General features: G+C 36.8%; 11 protein-coding genes. 5 read left to right on the top strand and 6 right to left on the bottom strand.

Annotated elements, in window-relative coordinates; genetic code table 11:
* Window positions 1–46: 46 nt before the first annotated feature.
* Window positions 47–1438: a class II fumarate hydratase gene (gene fumC, locus F598_RS0105750; protein ID WP_019038073.1), complete on the bottom strand. Its 1392-nt coding sequence runs from the start codon at window positions 1436–1438 to the stop codon at window positions 47–49.
* 139 nt (window positions 1439–1577) lie between these two features.
* Between fumC and F598_RS15435 the strand changes: the two genes are divergently transcribed.
* Entirely contained in the window at window positions 1578–1745 is a 168-nt protein-coding gene (locus tag F598_RS15435) for a hypothetical protein (protein ID WP_019038072.1), read from the top strand.
* 72 nt (window positions 1746–1817) lie between these two features.
* Here F598_RS15435 and F598_RS0105740 read toward each other — a convergent pair whose 3' ends face one another.
* Entirely contained in the window at window positions 1818–4301 is a 2484-nt protein-coding gene (locus F598_RS0105740) for a TonB-dependent receptor (protein ID WP_245539754.1), read from the bottom strand.
* Window positions 4302–4481: 180 nt separating this feature from the next.
* On the opposite strand from F598_RS0105740, the gene F598_RS0105735 reads away from it, so the two are divergent.
* On the top strand, window positions 4482–6557 hold the full coding sequence (locus F598_RS0105735) for a DUF349 domain-containing protein (protein ID WP_019038070.1): 2076 nt from the start codon (window positions 4482–4484) through the stop codon (window positions 6555–6557).
* An 8-nt stretch (window positions 6558–6565) separates the two neighbouring features.
* Complete coding sequence (locus F598_RS0105730) at window positions 6566–7225, top strand: class I SAM-dependent methyltransferase (RefSeq protein WP_245539753.1); 660 nt, start codon at window positions 6566–6568, stop codon at window positions 7223–7225.
* 9 nt (window positions 7226–7234) lie between these two features.
* Here F598_RS0105730 and F598_RS0105725 read toward each other — a convergent pair whose 3' ends face one another.
* The 4 genes from F598_RS0105725 to F598_RS0105710 form a co-directional block, all read right to left on the bottom strand.
* A complete protein-coding gene (locus F598_RS0105725) occupies window positions 7235–8593 on the bottom strand; it encodes a tetratricopeptide repeat protein (protein WP_019038068.1) in 1359 nt (452 codons plus the stop codon).
* A gap of 79 nt (window positions 8594–8672) precedes the next feature.
* Window positions 8673–9869: an aspartate aminotransferase family protein gene (locus F598_RS0105720; protein ID WP_019038067.1), complete on the bottom strand. Its 1197-nt coding sequence runs from the start codon at window positions 9867–9869 to the stop codon at window positions 8673–8675.
* Window positions 9870–9906: 37 nt separating this feature from the next.
* Window positions 9907–11559: an OstA-like protein gene (locus F598_RS14770; RefSeq protein ID WP_019038066.1), complete on the bottom strand. Its 1653-nt coding sequence runs from the start codon at window positions 11557–11559 to the stop codon at window positions 9907–9909.
* 90 nt (window positions 11560–11649) lie between these two features.
* Window positions 11650–13227, bottom strand: coding sequence for an NADP-dependent glyceraldehyde-3-phosphate dehydrogenase (locus F598_RS0105710; RefSeq protein WP_019038065.1), 1578 nt, complete (start codon window positions 13225–13227; stop codon window positions 11650–11652).
* Between the two features lie 223 nt (window positions 13228–13450).
* Here F598_RS0105710 and F598_RS0105700 point away from each other — a divergent pair, with 223 nt between their 5' ends.
* Together F598_RS0105700 and F598_RS0105695 are read left to right on the top strand one after the other, a co-directional pair.
* Entirely contained in the window at window positions 13451–13846 is a 396-nt protein-coding gene (locus tag F598_RS0105700; RefSeq protein WP_019038063.1) for a hypothetical protein, read from the top strand.
* Between the two features lie 36 nt (window positions 13847–13882).
* A complete protein-coding gene (locus F598_RS0105695; protein ID WP_019038062.1) occupies window positions 13883–18208 on the top strand; it encodes a CusA/CzcA family heavy metal efflux RND transporter in 4326 nt (1441 codons plus the stop codon).

The raw sequence follows: 18208 nt of genomic DNA, 5'->3' as shown, positions 1-18208 counted from the left end.
GATTGAAATACTCCAATCCACTTTTTACAAATTCTTGGTCTTTCAATTAAGAGTTAGTCATATCCTCCGGTCTTACCCACTTATCGAATTCTTCTTCGGTAGTATAGCCTAGATTAACAGCTTCTTCTCTCAAGGTTGTACCGTTTTTGTGAGCAGTATTTGCTATTTCTGCTGCCTTATAATAGCCTATTTTTGTATTCAAAGCAGTAACTAGCATCAATGAATTTCTTAAGAGCTCATCAATTCGTTCTTGATTAGGTTCGATACCAGCTGCACAATTTTCATCAAAAGATACGCAGGCATCACCAATCAACTGTGCTGATTGCAACAGGTTGGCTGCCATCACTGGTTTAAAGACGTTCAGTTCAAATTGACCCTGCATACCTCCTACTCCAACAGCCACATCATTTCCCATGACCTGAGCACAAACCATAGTTAAGGCTTCACACTGGGTGGGGTTCACCTTCCCTGGCATTATGGAAGAACCAGGCTCATTGGCAGGTATAGTGATTTCACCTATACCACTTCTTGGTCCGGAAGACAACATCCGGATATCGTTACCTATTTTATTGAGAGAGACCGCCAATTGTTTTAGAGCTCCATGCGTTTCTACTAAGGCGTCATGAGCGGCTAGTGCCTCAAATTTATTTTCTGCAGACACAAAGGGGAGTTTTGTAAATTCTGCAATGTATTGAGCCACTTTATCGGCATAGCCTTTAGGCGTGTTAAGCCCGGTTCCTACTGCAGTACCTCCTAAGGCCAGTTCCTGAAGATGAGGTAGTGTGTTTTCTAAGGCTTTTAAACCGTGATTGAGTTGAGACACATAACCCCCAAATTCCTGACCCAGAGTTAAAGGTGTGGCATCCATAAAGTGAGTTCGACCAATTTTGACAACTTCTTTAAAAGCGTCTGCTTTATGTTGTAGTTGGTCTCTTAATTGTTCAACACCTGGAATGGTCACTTCTACTATTTTTTTATATATCGCGATATGCATTCCCGTAGGAAAGGTATCGTTAGAAGATTGGGATTTATTGACATCGTCGTTAGGTGCTACAAACTTTTCACCTTTACCTAATTCATGCCCCTGCAATTGATGAACCCGATTTGAAATAACTTCATTGACGTTCATATTACTCTGTGTACCTGAGCCGGTTTGCCAGATCACTAACGGAAATTGATCGTCGTGCTTACCTTCCAGTATTTCATCACATACCTGAGCAATTAAGTCACGCTTTTCTTCTTCCAACACCCCTAATTCTGCGTTGGTATAGGCTGCCGCTTTCTTCAGGTAAGCAAAGCCATGTATGATTTCCAAAGGCATTGAACCCTGTGGGCCAATTTTAAAATTATTTCTGGATCGTTCAGTTTGAGCCGCCCAAAGTTTATCTGAAGGGACTTTAACGTCTCCTATGGTATCTTTTTCTATTCTATAAGACATGTCGTAAATTTTAGTTTCCCAAATTTAAGAATTATATGCTTTATTCTTGTTATGAGTTGAATTTCTAAAGAATTATTTTACGGATTTATAGAATGTATTTCATTCTTTATTTATCTTTGCATAAACAAAATTTATTCTGATGTTCGAATTTGATCAATATTTAGGGTTCTTACTTTTTTTAACCATTTTAACCATAGGCTTTTGGTTATTGATTTTTCTCACGGCGATTATTCCATACTGGATAGGAGGTTCTTTGATTGAACGTTTAAAGGAAATAAAAGAAAGTAAAAAGAAGAAAGACGACTAATAATAAATTAGTTTTATCGATATAAAAAAAGCAGAATCTTAGGATTCTGCTTTTTTGTTTAATATGAATAAATCAAGATCCCCCAAAGTCTCCCTCATCATAATCTTCATCACCTCCACGTCGTTGATCTCGTTTTTGCTGATTAAATCTATAAACCAAAGTTGCCGTCACCTGTCTAACTCTCCATTGAAATGAACTGTCTTCAATAAACGTGGGAGCAACAGTAAATTGATCTCTTCTTCTTGAATTAAATAGATCTCTTACATTTAAGGACAGCGTTAAGTTGTCATCTTTTAAAAAATCTTTACTAAATCCCATATCTACAGATGCAATAGGATCGGTTTTTGTTTGAGCATTCTCTCTTGGCCCTCTGTAAAAAGCATTGGTCTGCCATTGAATTTTCCATGGTAAAATGATATTCGAACTGAATCTACCGAAAAAACTTTCATTGGTGGCGCCATACTCTTCTCCTTCAAATTCACCTTCGCTTTCAAACCTAAAATAATTGAAACTTAAATTGGTTCTCAGCCACTTGGCAGGATTATAAAGCACACCAACTTCTCCTCCATATCGTTCTTCTGTAGCCAAGTTGATAGGTATATTTTCGTTAATTTGGATGCTATCACCTTCTGTAAATCTTCCTGAGTTTCTTTGGATTCTTTCAAAAGCATCCGTTTCTCTTTGATAATAAACAGAACTGGTTAACGTCAGCTTTTCCCAGCGTTTTAAATAACCTAGATCAAATGCACTAGCAAATGATGGATCTAGATCTGGATTCCCCTGAAATACATTCACCCTACTGGATTGAGAAGGAAATGGATTAAGGAACCAACTTCTGGGTCTATTGATTCTTCTATTGTAACCCAATGTAATATTTTCATCTTCACCCAATTCGTAAACTATATTTACTGTGGGGAAAAAACCACCAAAATTTTTATCAAAATCAAGAACATCTAAAAATTCTGGAGATGAAACGTCATCTGGAAATAATGGTGTGGTGGTGCCTATAAGCTGAGTTTGCTCATACCTTAACCCTAACAGGTAAGAAAATTCTCCTATTTTATCACCATATTGTGCATAAACTGCTGTTATATTTTGTTGGAAATCAAAATCACTAGATATGTCTGCATCTGGCCCTATAGTTCCATCGATTGTGTTTAAACTTTCAACCAAAAATCTTTGACTTTGATCTGAATAGTCTCCTCTGAAACCTGCTTCAAATTGAGCATCACCCATTGGTCGAACATAATCCGCTTGAATTAAAAAACTTTCTTCAAACTCAGTTTCTAGTACATCTTGAAAAGCAACTACCGAATCTACTGGTGTTAATTGGTCTTCATTGATAATAGCTGTTTTTGTTTCATCGCTTTTAGAATACTGTAAATCTGCGGTTAGCTTATGGTCTCTGTTTTCTTTATCAAATCGCTTTTCATAATTTAATGCGTATTGAAAGCGCTCATCTTCTTCAAGTTCATCTTCAATTCTCAAAGTGTTACTATCAAAAACTACTGTATTTGTGGAATCTAAAACAAATCTATCATTCGCATTAGAAGTCACATCTCGATCATCACCTAAACGTCCAAAGAAGCTAGCAGTTACAGAAGACATATCATCAATAAAATATTCTACCCCAGCATTGAGGTTATAGTTTTGACCATTTCTATCATACTCTCGATCTTCAATAACTCTCCTAAATTTATCAGTAGGATTTAAATATTCAACATCTGAAAAAGCATTACCAGGTCGGGTTCGATCAGTATAACCTAGACTGGTAAAAATATTAAAGTTTTCGGTTCTTAAATTCAAATCGGCGAAGGCTCCGGTATTTTTAGGATCTCCTAGAGTTCCTCTAAAAGAACCATTGACGCCCAGAGTTTTTTCTCGTTTTAAAATGATATTGATAATACCTGCCGTCCCTTCGGCATCGTATCTGGCCGAGGGGCTGGTTATCACCTCTACAGATTCGATAGCTTCTGCTGGCAATTGTTGGAATACTTCCTGATCTCCAAAACCTGCAATGGAAGAGGGTTTCCCGTTAATCAAAATTCGTACATTTTCATTCCCCCGCAGACTGATGGCTCCGTCGATATCGACAGTTACCGAGGGGACATTGCCTAGAGCATCACTTACAGTTCCGCCTGCGGTAGTTAAATCTTTTCCTACATTATAAATCTTTTTATCAAGTCTGACCTCAACCTCAGTAGTTTCAGCAACAACGGTAACTTCATCGAGTTCTCCAGCTTTGGCGCCAAGTCTTATCGTACCTAAATTTGTATCTTTATCTATGGTGAAATTGCTGAATTTTTTGACTTCAAAAGATATGTATTCTATTTCGAGATTATAAGTCCCAGGAGCAAGTTTTATGGAGAAAACCCCTTCTCTATTGGTGACTCCCCCGTTTACAACACTGCCATCTTCTATACTTTTGGCTGCTATTGAGGCATATTCCAGAGGAAAATCCTGACTTGCATCTACTACTTTCCCTGTTAATTCGTACTGCTGAGTAAATCCAAAAACTGGAACCAACACAAGCAAAATCAATATCTTTTTAAACACGTCGTATATTTTTTTAGTTCATCACTTTGACCTACTAATATCAATTGAGTTTAATTGGCTGCAGTTAAAGTTGAGTTAACGCTTTTATTCGGGTATACTTAGGAAATTGAATAATTTTTTGTGAGGTAGTTAGGGAGTTGTTATATTTCAACGAATTTACGAACCTTAACATTGAAAGAAATGTCAGAACACAAAGATCCAAAGGATATTAACGAGGAAAATAGCTCAGAATCAAATCAAGACTCCGCTAGTTTAACTTCTTCTCAGAATGATCATAATTCAGATGACTCTCAGGAAAAGAAAGAAGAGGAAAACCACACCAGTAATGATGTGGTGAGGAAAAATGAGGTTGAGCCTAGTAATGAAGGAAAAGCTAAAGATGATGAAGGTGAAGTCTTAGGTACTGCTAACGATGAAGATGAGCAAGATGACACAGAAGCAGAGACTGATACTGATACTGATACTGAAGATAAAAAAGATCAAGATGTAGAAGATGCCAATGCTGAAGATGGTGAAGACCAGGATGTTGCCAGGAGGCATGATATAGAGATGAAAGATTATCACGCTATGTCTCTTGACGAGCTCGTGATAGAGCTTGAGAGCCTAGTCAAAAAAGAAAAGGTTCAATCCATTAAAGACCATGTCAATAATATCAAGATAGAATTTGATAAAAAATTCAATGACATTATTGAGGAAAAGAAAGAAGAGTTTATTGCAGACGGAGGGAATATTATCGACTTTCATTACTCTTCCCCTGTAAAAAAGAATTTTAATACTATCTATTTTAATTACAGAGAAAAAAGGGATCAATATTACGCTCAGCTAAAAAAGAACCTGAATGCAAATCTAAAAACCAGACTAGGTATTATAGAAGAATTGAAAAATATGATTGGGTCTGGGGAAAGTATGAATACTAGTTTCAATCAGTTTAAGGAACTTCAAGAACGATGGAAGAATGCCGGACCTGTACCAAGAAATGACTATAACACCGTGTGGAATAATTATCACCATCATATTGAGCGTTTCTATGATTTTTTACATCTGGACAGGGAGTTTAGAGACATGGACTTCAAACACAATCTAGATCAAAAGCTAAAAATCATCAACCGTGCTGAAGAATTGTCTCAAGAAGAAGATGTTAACAGAGCATTTCGTGAGTTACAACTATTGCATAAAATGTGGAAGGAAGAATTAGGCCCTGTTGCTAAAGAATTTAGAGATGAAATTTGGGATAAATTCAGTAAAGCTACCAAGAAAATCCATGATAAACGCCAGGCACATTTTGAAGTTTTAGACCAGAAGAGGGAAGAAAATCTAAAAGTGAAACTGGACATCATAGAACAGATAAAAAAACTTACAGAAACCCAAATTACTCAACATAAAGACGCTCAAGAGCGTATTAAAAATGTGAATAAGCTTAGAGATTTGTTCTTTAGAGCGGGTAGTGTGCCAAAACAAAAACAGGATGAAACCTGGAATACGTTCAGGAAAGTGACCAAGGCTTTCAATAAGAATAAAAATGACTTTTATAAAGCTTTAAAGGCAGAACAGTACGAGAACCTCGAAAAAAAGAAAGAGCTCATTAAAATAGCTCAGGAACATAAGGATAGTGAAGACTTCAAAACCGCTACTCCTTTGATGAAGAAAATTCAAAGCGACTGGAAAAAAATTGGACATGTCCCTAGAAAAGATTCGGATAAGGTATGGAAGGAATTCAAAGCGGCTTGCAATCATTATTTCGATAGATTCCATGCTAATAAAAACAATGAGAATAACGAAGAGATGAAAGCTTTCAATCAAAAACGAGAGCTGATTCAAAAATTAAAAGACGAAAAGCTAGAAAACGATGAAAGCACAATAGCACTGGTCAAATCGTACATCGGTAAATGGAATGAAATTGGAACAGTACCTGCCAATAAACGCTACGTAGAAAATAAATTCAATAGAGCTTTAGATCAAATTTTTAAGCAAATCGATATCAGCAAAACTGATGCAGAGTTGATGAAATATCAAAACCGACTTCAAAATTTGGAAGAAGCAGATGATTCGCATCGCATCTACAAGGAGCAAACCTTTTTAAGAAAGAAAATTGATGAGACCAAAGCTGAGCTTCAGCAATTGGAAAATAACCTTCAGTTTTTTTCAGATGCCGATCGAGACAATCCTTTAGTTAATGACGTATATAAAAACATGGACAAGCTTAAAGAAGATTTAGAAATGTGGAAAACCAAATTAAAAAAGATAAAAGAACTTTAATGCAACCTATGTCATTCGAAGAACAACAAAATTGTCCGCTGTGTAACAACGCAGCGGATTATTTTTGCTTTATATCGAATGTTAACAGAACCTACTTTAGGTGTAAAGTCTGTAACGCTGTATTCTTATCTAACAAAAATTATGTGGATCTTCAAACCGAAAAAGCAAGGTATTTAAAACATAATAATGATGTAGAGGATTCAAGGTATCAAAAATTTGTGGAGCCTATCACCAATGCAGTACAACTCCAATTTCCAAAGTTTGCTAGTGGCTTAGATTATGGTTGTGGTACAGGTCCTGTAGCTTCTGCAGTCTTAAAAAATAATGGCTATAAACAGATTGCCCTTTATGACCCAATTTTTCACCCCGATTTGCATCTTTTAGAGGTTAAATACGACTTTATCATCTGTTGTGAGGTCATGGAACATTTCTTTTATCCTCGTAAAGAATTTTCATTATTAAAATCACTTTTGAAAGACTCCGGCAAGCTTTACTGTAAAACAAGTCTACTTCAAGATGGGATATCAGAAGAAGAGTTTAAGGACTGGTGGTATAAGGATGACCCAACGCATGTCTTCTTCTGTTCCCCAAAAACTTTAAGATTTATTGCAGATCACTTTAACTTTAAAGACCTTGTCATTTCTCCAAAGCTCATCATATTTAATTGAAAGTGACTATTACAAATTAAAATCTGGAAACAAATCTCGCATGATGTATCTATAATTGGAATCTAGCGCATAAGCTTTATCGAAATGCAGCTTTGACTTTTCTATTTCTCCTAACTGAAAGTAAATCCCAGCATACCTATATTCTAACTCTGCAGTATTTGTAAAAAATACCTCAGCATGATTTAAGGTTTGGATTGCATCTTCGTAGTGTTGTAGCTCGATTAAAATATCAGTCCTAGTGATCCAGGTTTCCAATTCGTAATTTCCTAATTCTAAACTTTTCTTGAATCCAAAAGCTGAATCTTTTATGTTATCCAGCTCTAGATTTATAATAGCAAAATGCTTCCAGTATAGCACATTTTCTTCGTCAATATTGATAGCCTTGTTAATATAATACAATGCCTTTTTATAATCTTTAATCTTAACGTGATAGTCTGAAAGGGCAAGCCAAACCTTATCCAGTAATGGATCTTCATGAAGTGCTTTTTTGTAATGCTTTAAAGCTTTTTCTGGCTGATTTAGCTTAAGAAAACATTTACCTATTCGTAAATAGGCAAACGCAGTAGGGTCATCGATTTGAAGCGTTAGCGTGTAACACTCAATAGCTTCAGCATATTTCTTGAGTCGTTCCAAGACTTTACCTTTTTCCAGATAAGCTCCAATAAAATACTCATCAGAAATAATCGCATATTCGAAAGCTTCTAAGGCCTTCTCATAATCTTTAGCTTCAAAATAGAGCTTACCAAGCTGATGCCAGGCCACTTCACAGTAAGGCTGTTTGTCTAAAAAGCCCTTTAAAAATTGAACAGCTGCTTCGTTTTGATTCAAAAAATCAAAGCAATAAATAATATTATATAATGCAGTGTAATCGTTTTCATCGTTCTCCAAACACTTTATGTAGCTTTCTTTTGCATTCTCAAAATCTTCCAGAAATAGATATTCCATACCCATAATGCTATGAATTTCTATAAGGTCATCAGCAATTTTCAATGCCTGCTTCAAGATAGCAATAGATTGCAGGTGAAGATCCTGTTTGGAGTAAATATTAGCCATTAGAATATAAACCTCTTCGTTGTTAGGTTCTAATGATTTTAGGTCCTCCAGCAAATCCATAGCTTTCTCAAACTTATCTTCGAAAGTATAGAGTTCAGCTTTCATAAGTAGCAGATTCACCGATTTTGGATGTTGATCTAAAGCCAATTTCAAGGCCTTTTTAGCTAAGGCTAATCGTCCACTATCAATATAGTGTCCAATTATATTCTCAAATTCAGCTGCATCAAAAAATAAGACTTCGTTGGTTTTCAACATCAGCTCAAATTTCTCTATTGGAAAATCAAAGTCTTCGTGGTGAGAGGATCCTAATTGCATATAAAATGAATTAATTTTAGGTTAAGATAAACGACTTTTTTCAATATAGAATGAGATTTTTGAAATTGTTATCCACAAGTTATTCACGACTTACGGATGCTTTGTATGAATCGAGTATATCAATTATAATGCCACAGCCTTTTTTGATTTCCTCCATTGAAATAGTTAAGGGTGGTGATATGCGAATAGCCTTTTTTTCATACAAAAGCCAGAATAAAATCAATCCTTGATCTTTAGCTGTAAGCACAACATGATTTGCAATATCTTCAGTTTTGAAAATTGGTGCCAGCATAAGTCCTTTACCCCTAACTTCAGTTATTAGCTGATGCTGTAATAACTGCCGAAACAGCTTTTCTTTATACTGAACATCAGAAATTAAATCTGATGTCGTTAATACGTCTAAAGTTGCTTTACATGCAGCTGCTATCACAGGACTACCCCCAAAAGTGGTAATATGCCCTAACTTAGGTTTATCGCTTAGTAGGCTCATCAATTCTTTTGAAGCGGTGAAGGCTCCTACGGGTAATCCGGAGGCCATGGCTTTACCAATCACAAGTATATCAGGAATAATATCAAAGTGTTCAAATCCAAACAGTTTACCTGTTCTCCCGAAGCCTGGCTGAATTTCATCAAGGATCAATAAGGCTCCAACGTCTTCGCATCTTCGCTTCACCTTTATCAAATAATCATTTTCTGGCAAAATAAAGCCTGCACCACCTTGTATAGTTTCTAAAATGACAGCAGCTGTATTTGGGGTAATGACATCAAGGCAGGTTTCTACATTGAATTGGATATGAGTAATAGCTCCAACAAGTGGCCTAAATGGAGCAATACGCTCTTCGTAGTCCATCAAACTCAGTGCCCCGTAAGAATTACCATGATAACAATGTCTCGCCGCAATAATTTGACTTCTTCCAGTAGCTCTTCTGGCCAGCTTCATAGCACCATCAATAGCTTCTGTACCACTGTTAACCATATAGGTTTGAGAAAGTGGCTCTGGCAAGTGTTTAGCTAATAATTTAGTAAATTCTACAGCCGGAGACTGGATATATTCTCCATACACCATCACATGCATGTATTTGTCCAGTTGTTCTTTGATGGCTTTAACCACGACAGGATGCCTATGCCCAAGACCGCAGGCAGATACACCTGCTACGAAGTCTAAATATTTCTTGCCATCGGTAGTATAAATAAACGATCCTTCAGCATGACTTACTTCCATACCTAAAGGATCGGGAGTAGTTTGTGCTTGATATTCTAAAAAATCTTTATTCATCCTGGGACTTTATTGTTTTAAGTTTTGGAGCAGCTTTCTATGGTTCTGGATTTTCATCCTGCGATGAATTCAAGCTCTTGGCTTTTAGTGTAGAATTTGAGTTCAGTTCACCCATCCCATCAAAAAAGTCATCGTAAATTTTTGGATCTTCTATCCCTTGAATTTTTGGAAGCTCAATAGAGTCTCTATTTTTAAACAGGTCTGATTTTGATACTAGCCGCTCTTCTCCCCTCCAGTTGAAATTTTTAAGTTCTTTTTCATTTTCAGGGAATTGAGAACTAGGGTGTGTTTTGGAATCGACCTCGTTATAGTAATAAACATCTATAATTTCTTGATTTTCAAGCAACATTTTAATCTTTGCCGATAGAGATTTATTAATGCCTACAAGATCACCAACATCATCTCTTATGTAGAAAAGAGACTCTGTATTCTTAATCACATCCACTTCATAGATTTCGTTATTTTCAAAAAGGCCGTAGAGTTCTTTGCCTTTAATTTGATTATAGCCTTCAATAGAATCTTTCTGAATCATGTAAGCATTGTAAAACACCTTTAAAGAATCTAGCTTTTCGGTTTCTGTATTGCTCAATAAATGAATGGTATCTCCCGTAATCTGGCTTTCTCCAGACCATAAAATAGGTTCACCTAACATTTTAGTGAGGCCGGTTTTTTCATTGCTATGTATGGAATCTGCTTTACCGCTTAAATCAGATTTAAAAATTCTGGCATCATAAAAAGCCTTAATATTTCGATTGTCCACTTCTCCTGTCACCATTAAAGTATCACTGGCGATATAAACAGAATCATTTTCCTGCTTAGTGGCTGCTAGAGGGTTTTTGGTAATGAAAAGGGAGTCTTTCATTCTAAAGACCTCAGCGTAATGCCCTGTGATTATGGATTGATTCACAGTATCGGTGACTTTGATGTTATTGGTCGCTGAAGCAAAGCCTGTAGGCCTGTCAAAATAAATACTATCGCCTTCTAGCTTTCTATTCTCATAATTGACAGTAGAATTTTTCACAAAAAACCCATTATCCTGCCTTGTATCATAGAAGCCACGTTCACAATACACCACACTGGTTTCACTGGTGATAGTTGATGGGCCATATAAATAAGCATGGCCTTTTTCAGAATAAAAATCCAGGTACTCGGTATCGATGTCGTATTCAGGATTTCTTACTTTTACATTTGTTCTGAATGAAAATTTATCCTGATTCATAAAATACCTGCCTTTAAGACTTGTTATGGTTGAGGCAGAATCTTGAACTTTCCCTCCAGATCTGTAGAATGCTTCCTGTTTTACTCTATTAAAAAATAAAGAATCCGTGGTAAGTTTGTTGCTTGGTGTCGTCAAGACTACATCTTCACTGGCAAAGGCAAATTGAGTATTCCCGTTGTATTCTGCATACTTACTGGTCATATTTACCGTATCACCTTGTTTCATTCTCACATTACCAAAGGCTTTAAAAAAATCATCTGTTTGATAAAAAATAGCACGATCGCACCAAACTTCTATTCCTTTATGCAGAAAATAAACCTGATTTTGTACTTTGGATAAAATAAAAGCATCAGGATATTTTTCTTGATCTACCCGGGTTCTATCTGAGGTGTAATCAATTTTCTTACCCTTTTGAGCCTGGACAGCAGTATTAAAAGCTAAAAAACAAAGTATAATTAAGGCGTACTTCAAATTGAAAATTTAGAAAACAAAATTACGCTTTTCTGAAAACAAAAGCAGCGAATAATCGCTGCTTTAAGATTTAAATATGCTAACTAATGTTTATAACAAGTAATCCGTGTTTACGAAATTGGATTTATTACTTTTCAATAGGTCGCGTATAATATTATTATTCTTCGGATTGTCTTTAGAAGCCACGAAGGTTCTGATGGAAAAAGAACGCAAAGCATCATGTACACTTAAAGTACCCACTGCGGAGTCTTTTCTACCAGTGAACGGAAGTACATCTGGTCCTCGCTGGCAGGAACTGTTTAAATTGACACGGCATACTAAATTGGCCAGTACGTCAATTAGGGGAGCTAAAGCTTCAACATTGTCTCCAAACAAGCTCACTTGCTGACCATAATTCGATTTTGAAATTTCATTGAGTAAATCCTGAATATCATTGAATGATTTGACTGGGATAACCGGTCCAAATTGCTCTTCCTGATACACCCGCATAGATTCTGTGACAGGATATAACACAGCGGGATAAATATAATTCTCGGTCGTCTTCCCTCCTTTTTCATTTAAGATTTTCGCTCCTTTCTCTTTGGCATCATCGATCAGTTCCTGGATGTAGGCTGGCTTACCTGGTTCTGGCAAAGGTGTTAACTTTACTCCATCCTCCCAGGGTTGACCAAATTTAAGCTCATCTACACGTTTAGAGAAACGTTTGTTGAATTCCTCTTTGATATCCTCATGAACATAGACAATTTTTAAAGCTGTACAACGCTGTCCGTTATAGGATAATGTGCCGTTTATACATTCTTCTATAGCTAAGTCTAGGTCTGCACTTGGTAATACAATAGCTGGATTTTTGGCCTCGAGTCCAAGAATCAAACGCAATCTGTTTTTATAAGGATGTTGGTCCTGGAGTGCAATGGCAGATTTGGAGTTACCGATTAAGGCCAACACATCTATTTTACCAGTTTTCATAATTGGCGCAGCCACTTCTCTCCCTCTGCCGTAGATAACATTAATCACACCATCAGGAAAACTTTGTTGAAAAGCTTCCAACAAGGGAGATAATAGTAATACTCCATGTTTTGCAGGTTTAAATACTGCGGTGTTCCCCATGATTAAAGCTGGGATAAGCAAAGCAAAAGTTTCGTTTAAGGGGTAATTATAAGGTCCTAAACATAAAACGACTCCTAAAGGCCCTCTTCTAATATGGGCATTGATACCACCCACTTTTTCAAATTTCGAACAATCTCTATCCAATTGCTTATAATCTTCAATGGTATCATAAATATATTCGACCGTTCTGTCAAATTCTTTTTCAGAGTCAGCTAGAGTTTTGCCTATTTCCCACATCAGTAATTTGACCACTTCAGAACGCTTGGTCTTCATAATTTCTACGAAAGAACTCATGCATTCAATTCTGTCTTTCACCTTCATGGTAGGCCAGCTCCCTTGTCCCTGATCATAAGCCCTAACAGCAGAATCTAAAACTTTTAGAGCAGTAGGCTCATCCATGTGCGGTACTGTACCTAAGTGAGTAGGTTGATAAGTTTCGGTAGAGGAAATAGTAGAATACACATCATCCATTTGACCTTTCCACTCTACCAATTGACCATTATCAAGATATGTGGTTTGATGAAGCAGAGAGTCAATTGAAGAAATATTTGAATTTGTCATAACTATTTATGATTTATATTAAAAATAATGCCGAAATTAAACAAATTGAATCTGCAATTTGCAATAACCAACTAAAAGGATATGTTAATATTAAAAATTCATATCTAAGAAAGCTGAGGTGAGAAATGAATCCTTATCGCTTAACTTTAATTGAAATTTAAAAAGTCATTTCAGTATCTTAGGTAAGCCTTAGTTGATGTTTTGAAAATACTTTACATTTGTAATGATGAAGAATTGGTTGATATATATTTTAATTGCTTTGATTAACTTACAATCTTTTGGAATAAATCCCTCCAACTCTGTAGGTCTCATCATTTTAGTTGATCATTATGATCATCATAAAGTTGAGCACGACACTAATTTTTTAGAATTTTTGGATCTTCATTATGGCGGACAGAGAGAAGCTCATGAAGATAAGCATCAGGAACACGACCAGCTGCCTTTTCATGAAAATCAGTTATGCTCACACACATTCTTTTTTGAAACCCCCGAGATTTTACAATTTAAAATTGGTACTGTAGTAGACGTTGTTCAACATAATTTCAGTTACCATTCAAAATTTGGTCTTTTAAGGATAACTGAGATCCTGCATCCTCCGAAACATGGCGTTCTGATTTAAACAGAATCCATTGTTTCATTTTCAATTTAATAATACATGTTATCCAAACTCATAGAGTTTAGTCTTAAATCTAAATTCTTTATCATCTTGCTGGTTTCTGGCATAGTCGGTTTTGGGCTATATGCCTTAACTCAAATCCCTATTGGTGCTGTTCCAGATATCACCAATAATCAGGTCCAGGTTATAACCACTTCGCGCAACCTGTCCACAACTGATGTAGAACAATTCATCACCTATCCCGTTGAACTGGAAATGGTGAATCTTCCTGGCGTCAAAGAAATCCGCTCAGTATCAAAATTTGGCCTTTCGGTGGTGACCATTGTTTTTGAAGATGATTTAGGCACCTATTTGCCTCGACAGCTTATTGCTGAAAAATTAAAATCAGCGGCAGAAAAAATTCCATCAGATTTTGGTACTCCTCAAATGGGGCCAATCACTACCGGGCTAGGAGAAATCTTTCAATATACACTGGAAACTCAACCAGGCTATGAAGATGAATATGATGCTACTGAACTCAGAACCATCCAGGATTGGATCGTGAGACGACAATTGTCTGGAATTCCAGGGGTAGTCGAGATCAATACCTGGGGAGGCTATTTAAAAGAATATGAAGTGAGCATCAACTCCAAGCGCCTACAAGCTAATGATATTAGTGTTTCTGAAGTTTTCAAGGCCCTGGAAAACAATAATTCTATCGCAGGGGGGAGTTACATTGAAAAAAATGAGGAAGCTTACTTTATAAGAGGCGAAGGTCTCCTCAAAAGTTTAGAAGAGATCGAAAACATCAGTGTATCGATGCGTGGCAATCAGCCTGTATATATCAAAGATGTTGCAGAAGTGGGTTATGGTTATGCCAGGCGATTTGGTGCTATTACAGGAAACGGCGAAGGTGAAAAGGTACTTGGTCAGGTCATGATGCTTAAAGATGCAGACTCCAAAAAAGTAATTAATGCCGTCAAAGATCGAATCTCAGAAATAGAGAAAAGCTTACCGGAAGGGGTTTACATCAATGGCTTTCTGGACCGTTCTGAACTGATTCAACGCACGACATCAACCATTGCGGAAAATTTACTACTTGGATTTTTAGTGGTGAGTTTAATTGTTATTTTATTAATTGGCGACTGGCGATCCGGGCTGATTATTGCTTCAATTATCCCTCTCAGTTTTTTGTGCGCTATTAGCTTGATGTACGTGTTTGGAATTGATGCTAACCTCATGAGTCTGGGAGCTTTGGACTTTGGAATTATTATCGACGGTGCTGTCATCATCGTAGAATTTGTTGCCTTTAAGTTATGGCAACGCTCCAATGAATTTTCTAAAAAGTCATCTACAGAAATCAGTAAATTGAAGAATCAAATCACTTTAAATGGGGCTTCTAAAATGCTGAACTCTGCCATCTTTGGACAGTTAATAATCTTAATCGTCTTTATACCAATCTTATCTCTTAGTGGTGTTGAGGGTAAAATGTTCCGACCTATGGCGCTCACCTTTAGCTTTGCGCTTATTGGTGCTATGATTCTCTGCTTCACCTGGGTCCCAGTGGCCTGTAGTCTTATTTTAAAACCAAAACCTGACTCGACGTCCAACATTTCCACCAAACTGATGAATGGAGCAAAACAGGTTTATTTACCTTCCATTAAATGGGCTTTACGTCATACCAAAGCAGTAATTACTTCAGCCATACTCTTACTTGCTCTTGGAGTATTTACATTTTTTAAAATGGGTGGTGAATTTGTACCCACCCTAGATGAGGGTGATTTCGTAATACAGCCCGTCTTAAAAACGGGTAAGTCTTTAAAGAGTACAATTGAGCGGACTACAGCTATTGAAAAGATATTATTGGAATTTCCAGAAGTGAGTCAGGTAGTCTCTAGAATAGGTGCTGCAGAAGTTCCTACCGATCCGATGTCTATGCAGGACTCCGATTTGATCGTAAGGTTAAAACCAAAATCTGAATGGACACCTGGAACTTCCAAAGAAGATTTGGCAGAACAATTTAGTGAAGCCTTAGCTGTATTTCCGGGTATGGATTTAGAATTTACTCAACCTATAGAGATGCGTTTCAATGAATTGACTACTGGAGTAAGATCGGATATAGCAATCAAAGTATTTGGAGAAGATCTGGACATTTTAGCCCGAAAAGGGAATCAAATTAGAGAAATGATTGAAAGTGTTGAAGGCGCAGCCGATATTACTGTTGAAAAAATAGTGGGTTTGCCTCAAATGCTGGTGAATTATCGAAGAGAAAAAATTGCCCGATACGGACTAGATATTAAAAGTATAAATGAGGTGATTACCGCTGGATTTGCCGGAAAATCTACAGGTGTTGTTTTTGAGGGAGAAAAACGCTTTGATCTGGTAGTAAGACTTCAGGAATCTCAACGACAAAACATCAATGATCTGAGAAATTTGAGAATTGACACCCCAAATGCAGGGAAAATACCATTAGCTGAAGTAGCAGACATAAGCTTTGCCAAAGGTCCGGCAAAAATTTCCAGAGACCAATCGAAGCGTCGAATAGTTGTAGGAGTAAATGTCCGCAATCGAGATCTAGAATCTGTCGTGACGGATATTCAGGATATCTTGGAAGATAATCTTGATTTACCTGTGGGCTATACCATGACTTATGGCGGTCAATTTGAGAATTTGGAAAGCGCAAAGGCCCGATTAAAAATCGCAGTACCTATTGCTTTAGTTTTGATCTATATCATGTTGTTTTTTGCTTTAAGAACGCATAAAGATGCCTTACTCATCTTCACTGCCATTCCCTTTTCTGCAGTTGGTGGCGTTTTCCTATTGTGGTTGAGAGATATGCCCTTTAGTATTTCTGCTGGTGTAGGATTTATCGCCTTATTTGGAATTGCTGTGCTTAATGGAATCATCTTAGTTGAGTATTTCAAAGACATACGAGAAACACATAACAATAAGCTTAGTTTCCAGCATATCATCGATGCTACGCAGGACAGGCTTCGCGCTGTTCTACTTACGGCCAGCTCTACAGCGCTTGGATTTTTACCGATGGCTATTTCTACAGGAGCGGGAGCTGAAGTTCAACGTCCGTTAGCTACTGTCGTCATTGGAGGCCTCATCACTTCTACTCTATTAACCTTAATTATTTTACCGGTGCTTTATAGTTTGAAAAACAGAAAAATTGACAAAAAATTAAACCCTAAACTCAGTATATTCTTGATCCTGTGTTGTGGTGTTGGTTTCTCTGCTCAGGGGCAAGATCAAGAGTTTGAAAGTCTAAAACAGCAAATGTTAGACAACAATAAACAGCTGAAATCAGCTCAGCTGCAAACTGAAAGCATTGAAGCAGCGGAAGGTGAAGCCTTCACGTTTAATAAAACCCAGGTGTACCAAAACTATGATCAGGCTGAGTTGGATCCTATTGCTAATCAGCCACTTTATCAATGGGGAGTGATCCAACAGTTCGATTTCCCAACTGTATATGGAAGTAGACTCAAATTAAATAAAGTTAAAACTGAACTGGCAAACACTCAGTACAGCATTATTGAACTGAGGAAGATCAAGACTTTGCAGATCAGTTACCAGAATTACCTGGAGGCAACTTCCAAGTTATCAATTTATGATAGTATCTTTAGGATTTACAGTGATTTTTCGCGCATGGCTCAACGTAAATTTGAAGAAGGAGAGTCTAATTATTTAGAAAAGATTACAGCTGAATCAAAAGCCAATCAGATCAAAATTGAGCAGGATCAACTTCAACAGGAATTGACCAATAGTTTACTAGCTATGAAAGCTCTGCTTCAAAGCGAAGACAGTCTAATTTTAAGAGGAAAAAACCTTTATCAATTAGAATTGAACAAACCTGTAAGTGCAGCAGAAAACTTGAGCTTATCGGCGATGGTGCTAGATCAACAACTTGCCAAACGCAATTCCTCTTTAGCTAAAAATGAGCTTTTACCAGGAATTTCAGCAAGTTACTTTTTAAGAAGTAATTCGGCTATAGATCAAAATTTTAATGGCTACCAAATTGGACTGAATATACCACTGTTGTTTTTTGGAGACCGTTCTAAGATTAAATCTGCAAACATTAATGAAAGAGCAAAAGAAGCGGCTCTGGAAGATGCAAAAATCAGCTTAAAGCAGGAACAGTCTCAATTAGTCAATCGCCTTACTGTTCAACAAAAAGCTTTAAACACCTATCAGGAGAATCAACTGAAAATGGCAGATGAGCTTTTAAAAACAGCTCAACTGAGCTATAAAGCGGGTGAAATTGACTTTTTCAGGTATGTGCAAACTCTTGAACAAGCCCAAAGAATTCAGCTGGATTATCTCACAAAACTCAGAGAGTATAACCAAACTATTATCGACTTAAATTATTTTCTATTAAACTAA

Origin of the sequence: Psychroflexus tropicus DSM 15496 (assembly GCF_000378765.1) — a bacterium.
Taxonomy (GTDB): Bacteria; Bacteroidota; Bacteroidia; order Flavobacteriales; family Flavobacteriaceae; genus Psychroflexus; species Psychroflexus tropicus.
This window is presented reverse-complemented; position numbering and strand designations above follow the sequence as displayed.

Coding starts and splice junctions, on each gene's coding strand:
- fumC (WP_019038073.1), bottom strand. CDS start 1,438: ATGTCTTATAGAATAGAAAAAGATACCATAGGAGACGTTAAAGTCCCT.
- F598_RS15435 (WP_019038072.1), top strand. CDS start 1,578: ATGTTCGAATTTGATCAATATTTAGGGTTCTTACTTTTTTTAACCATT.
- F598_RS0105735 (WP_019038070.1), top strand. CDS start 4,482: ATGTCAGAACACAAAGATCCAAAGGATATTAACGAGGAAAATAGCTCA.
- F598_RS0105730 (WP_245539753.1), top strand. CDS start 6,566: ATGTCATTCGAAGAACAACAAAATTGTCCGCTGTGTAACAACGCAGCG.
- F598_RS0105725 (WP_019038068.1), bottom strand. CDS start 8,593: ATGCAATTAGGATCCTCTCACCACGAAGACTTTGATTTTCCAATAGAG.
- F598_RS0105720 (WP_019038067.1), bottom strand. CDS start 9,869: ATGAATAAAGATTTTTTAGAATATCAAGCACAAACTACTCCCGATCCT.
- F598_RS0105710 (WP_019038065.1), bottom strand. CDS start 13,227: ATGACAAATTCAAATATTTCTTCAATTGACTCTCTGCTTCATCAAACC.
- F598_RS0105700 (WP_019038063.1), top strand. CDS start 13,451: ATGATGAAGAATTGGTTGATATATATTTTAATTGCTTTGATTAACTTA.
- F598_RS0105695 (WP_019038062.1), top strand. CDS start 13,883: ATGTTATCCAAACTCATAGAGTTTAGTCTTAAATCTAAATTCTTTATC.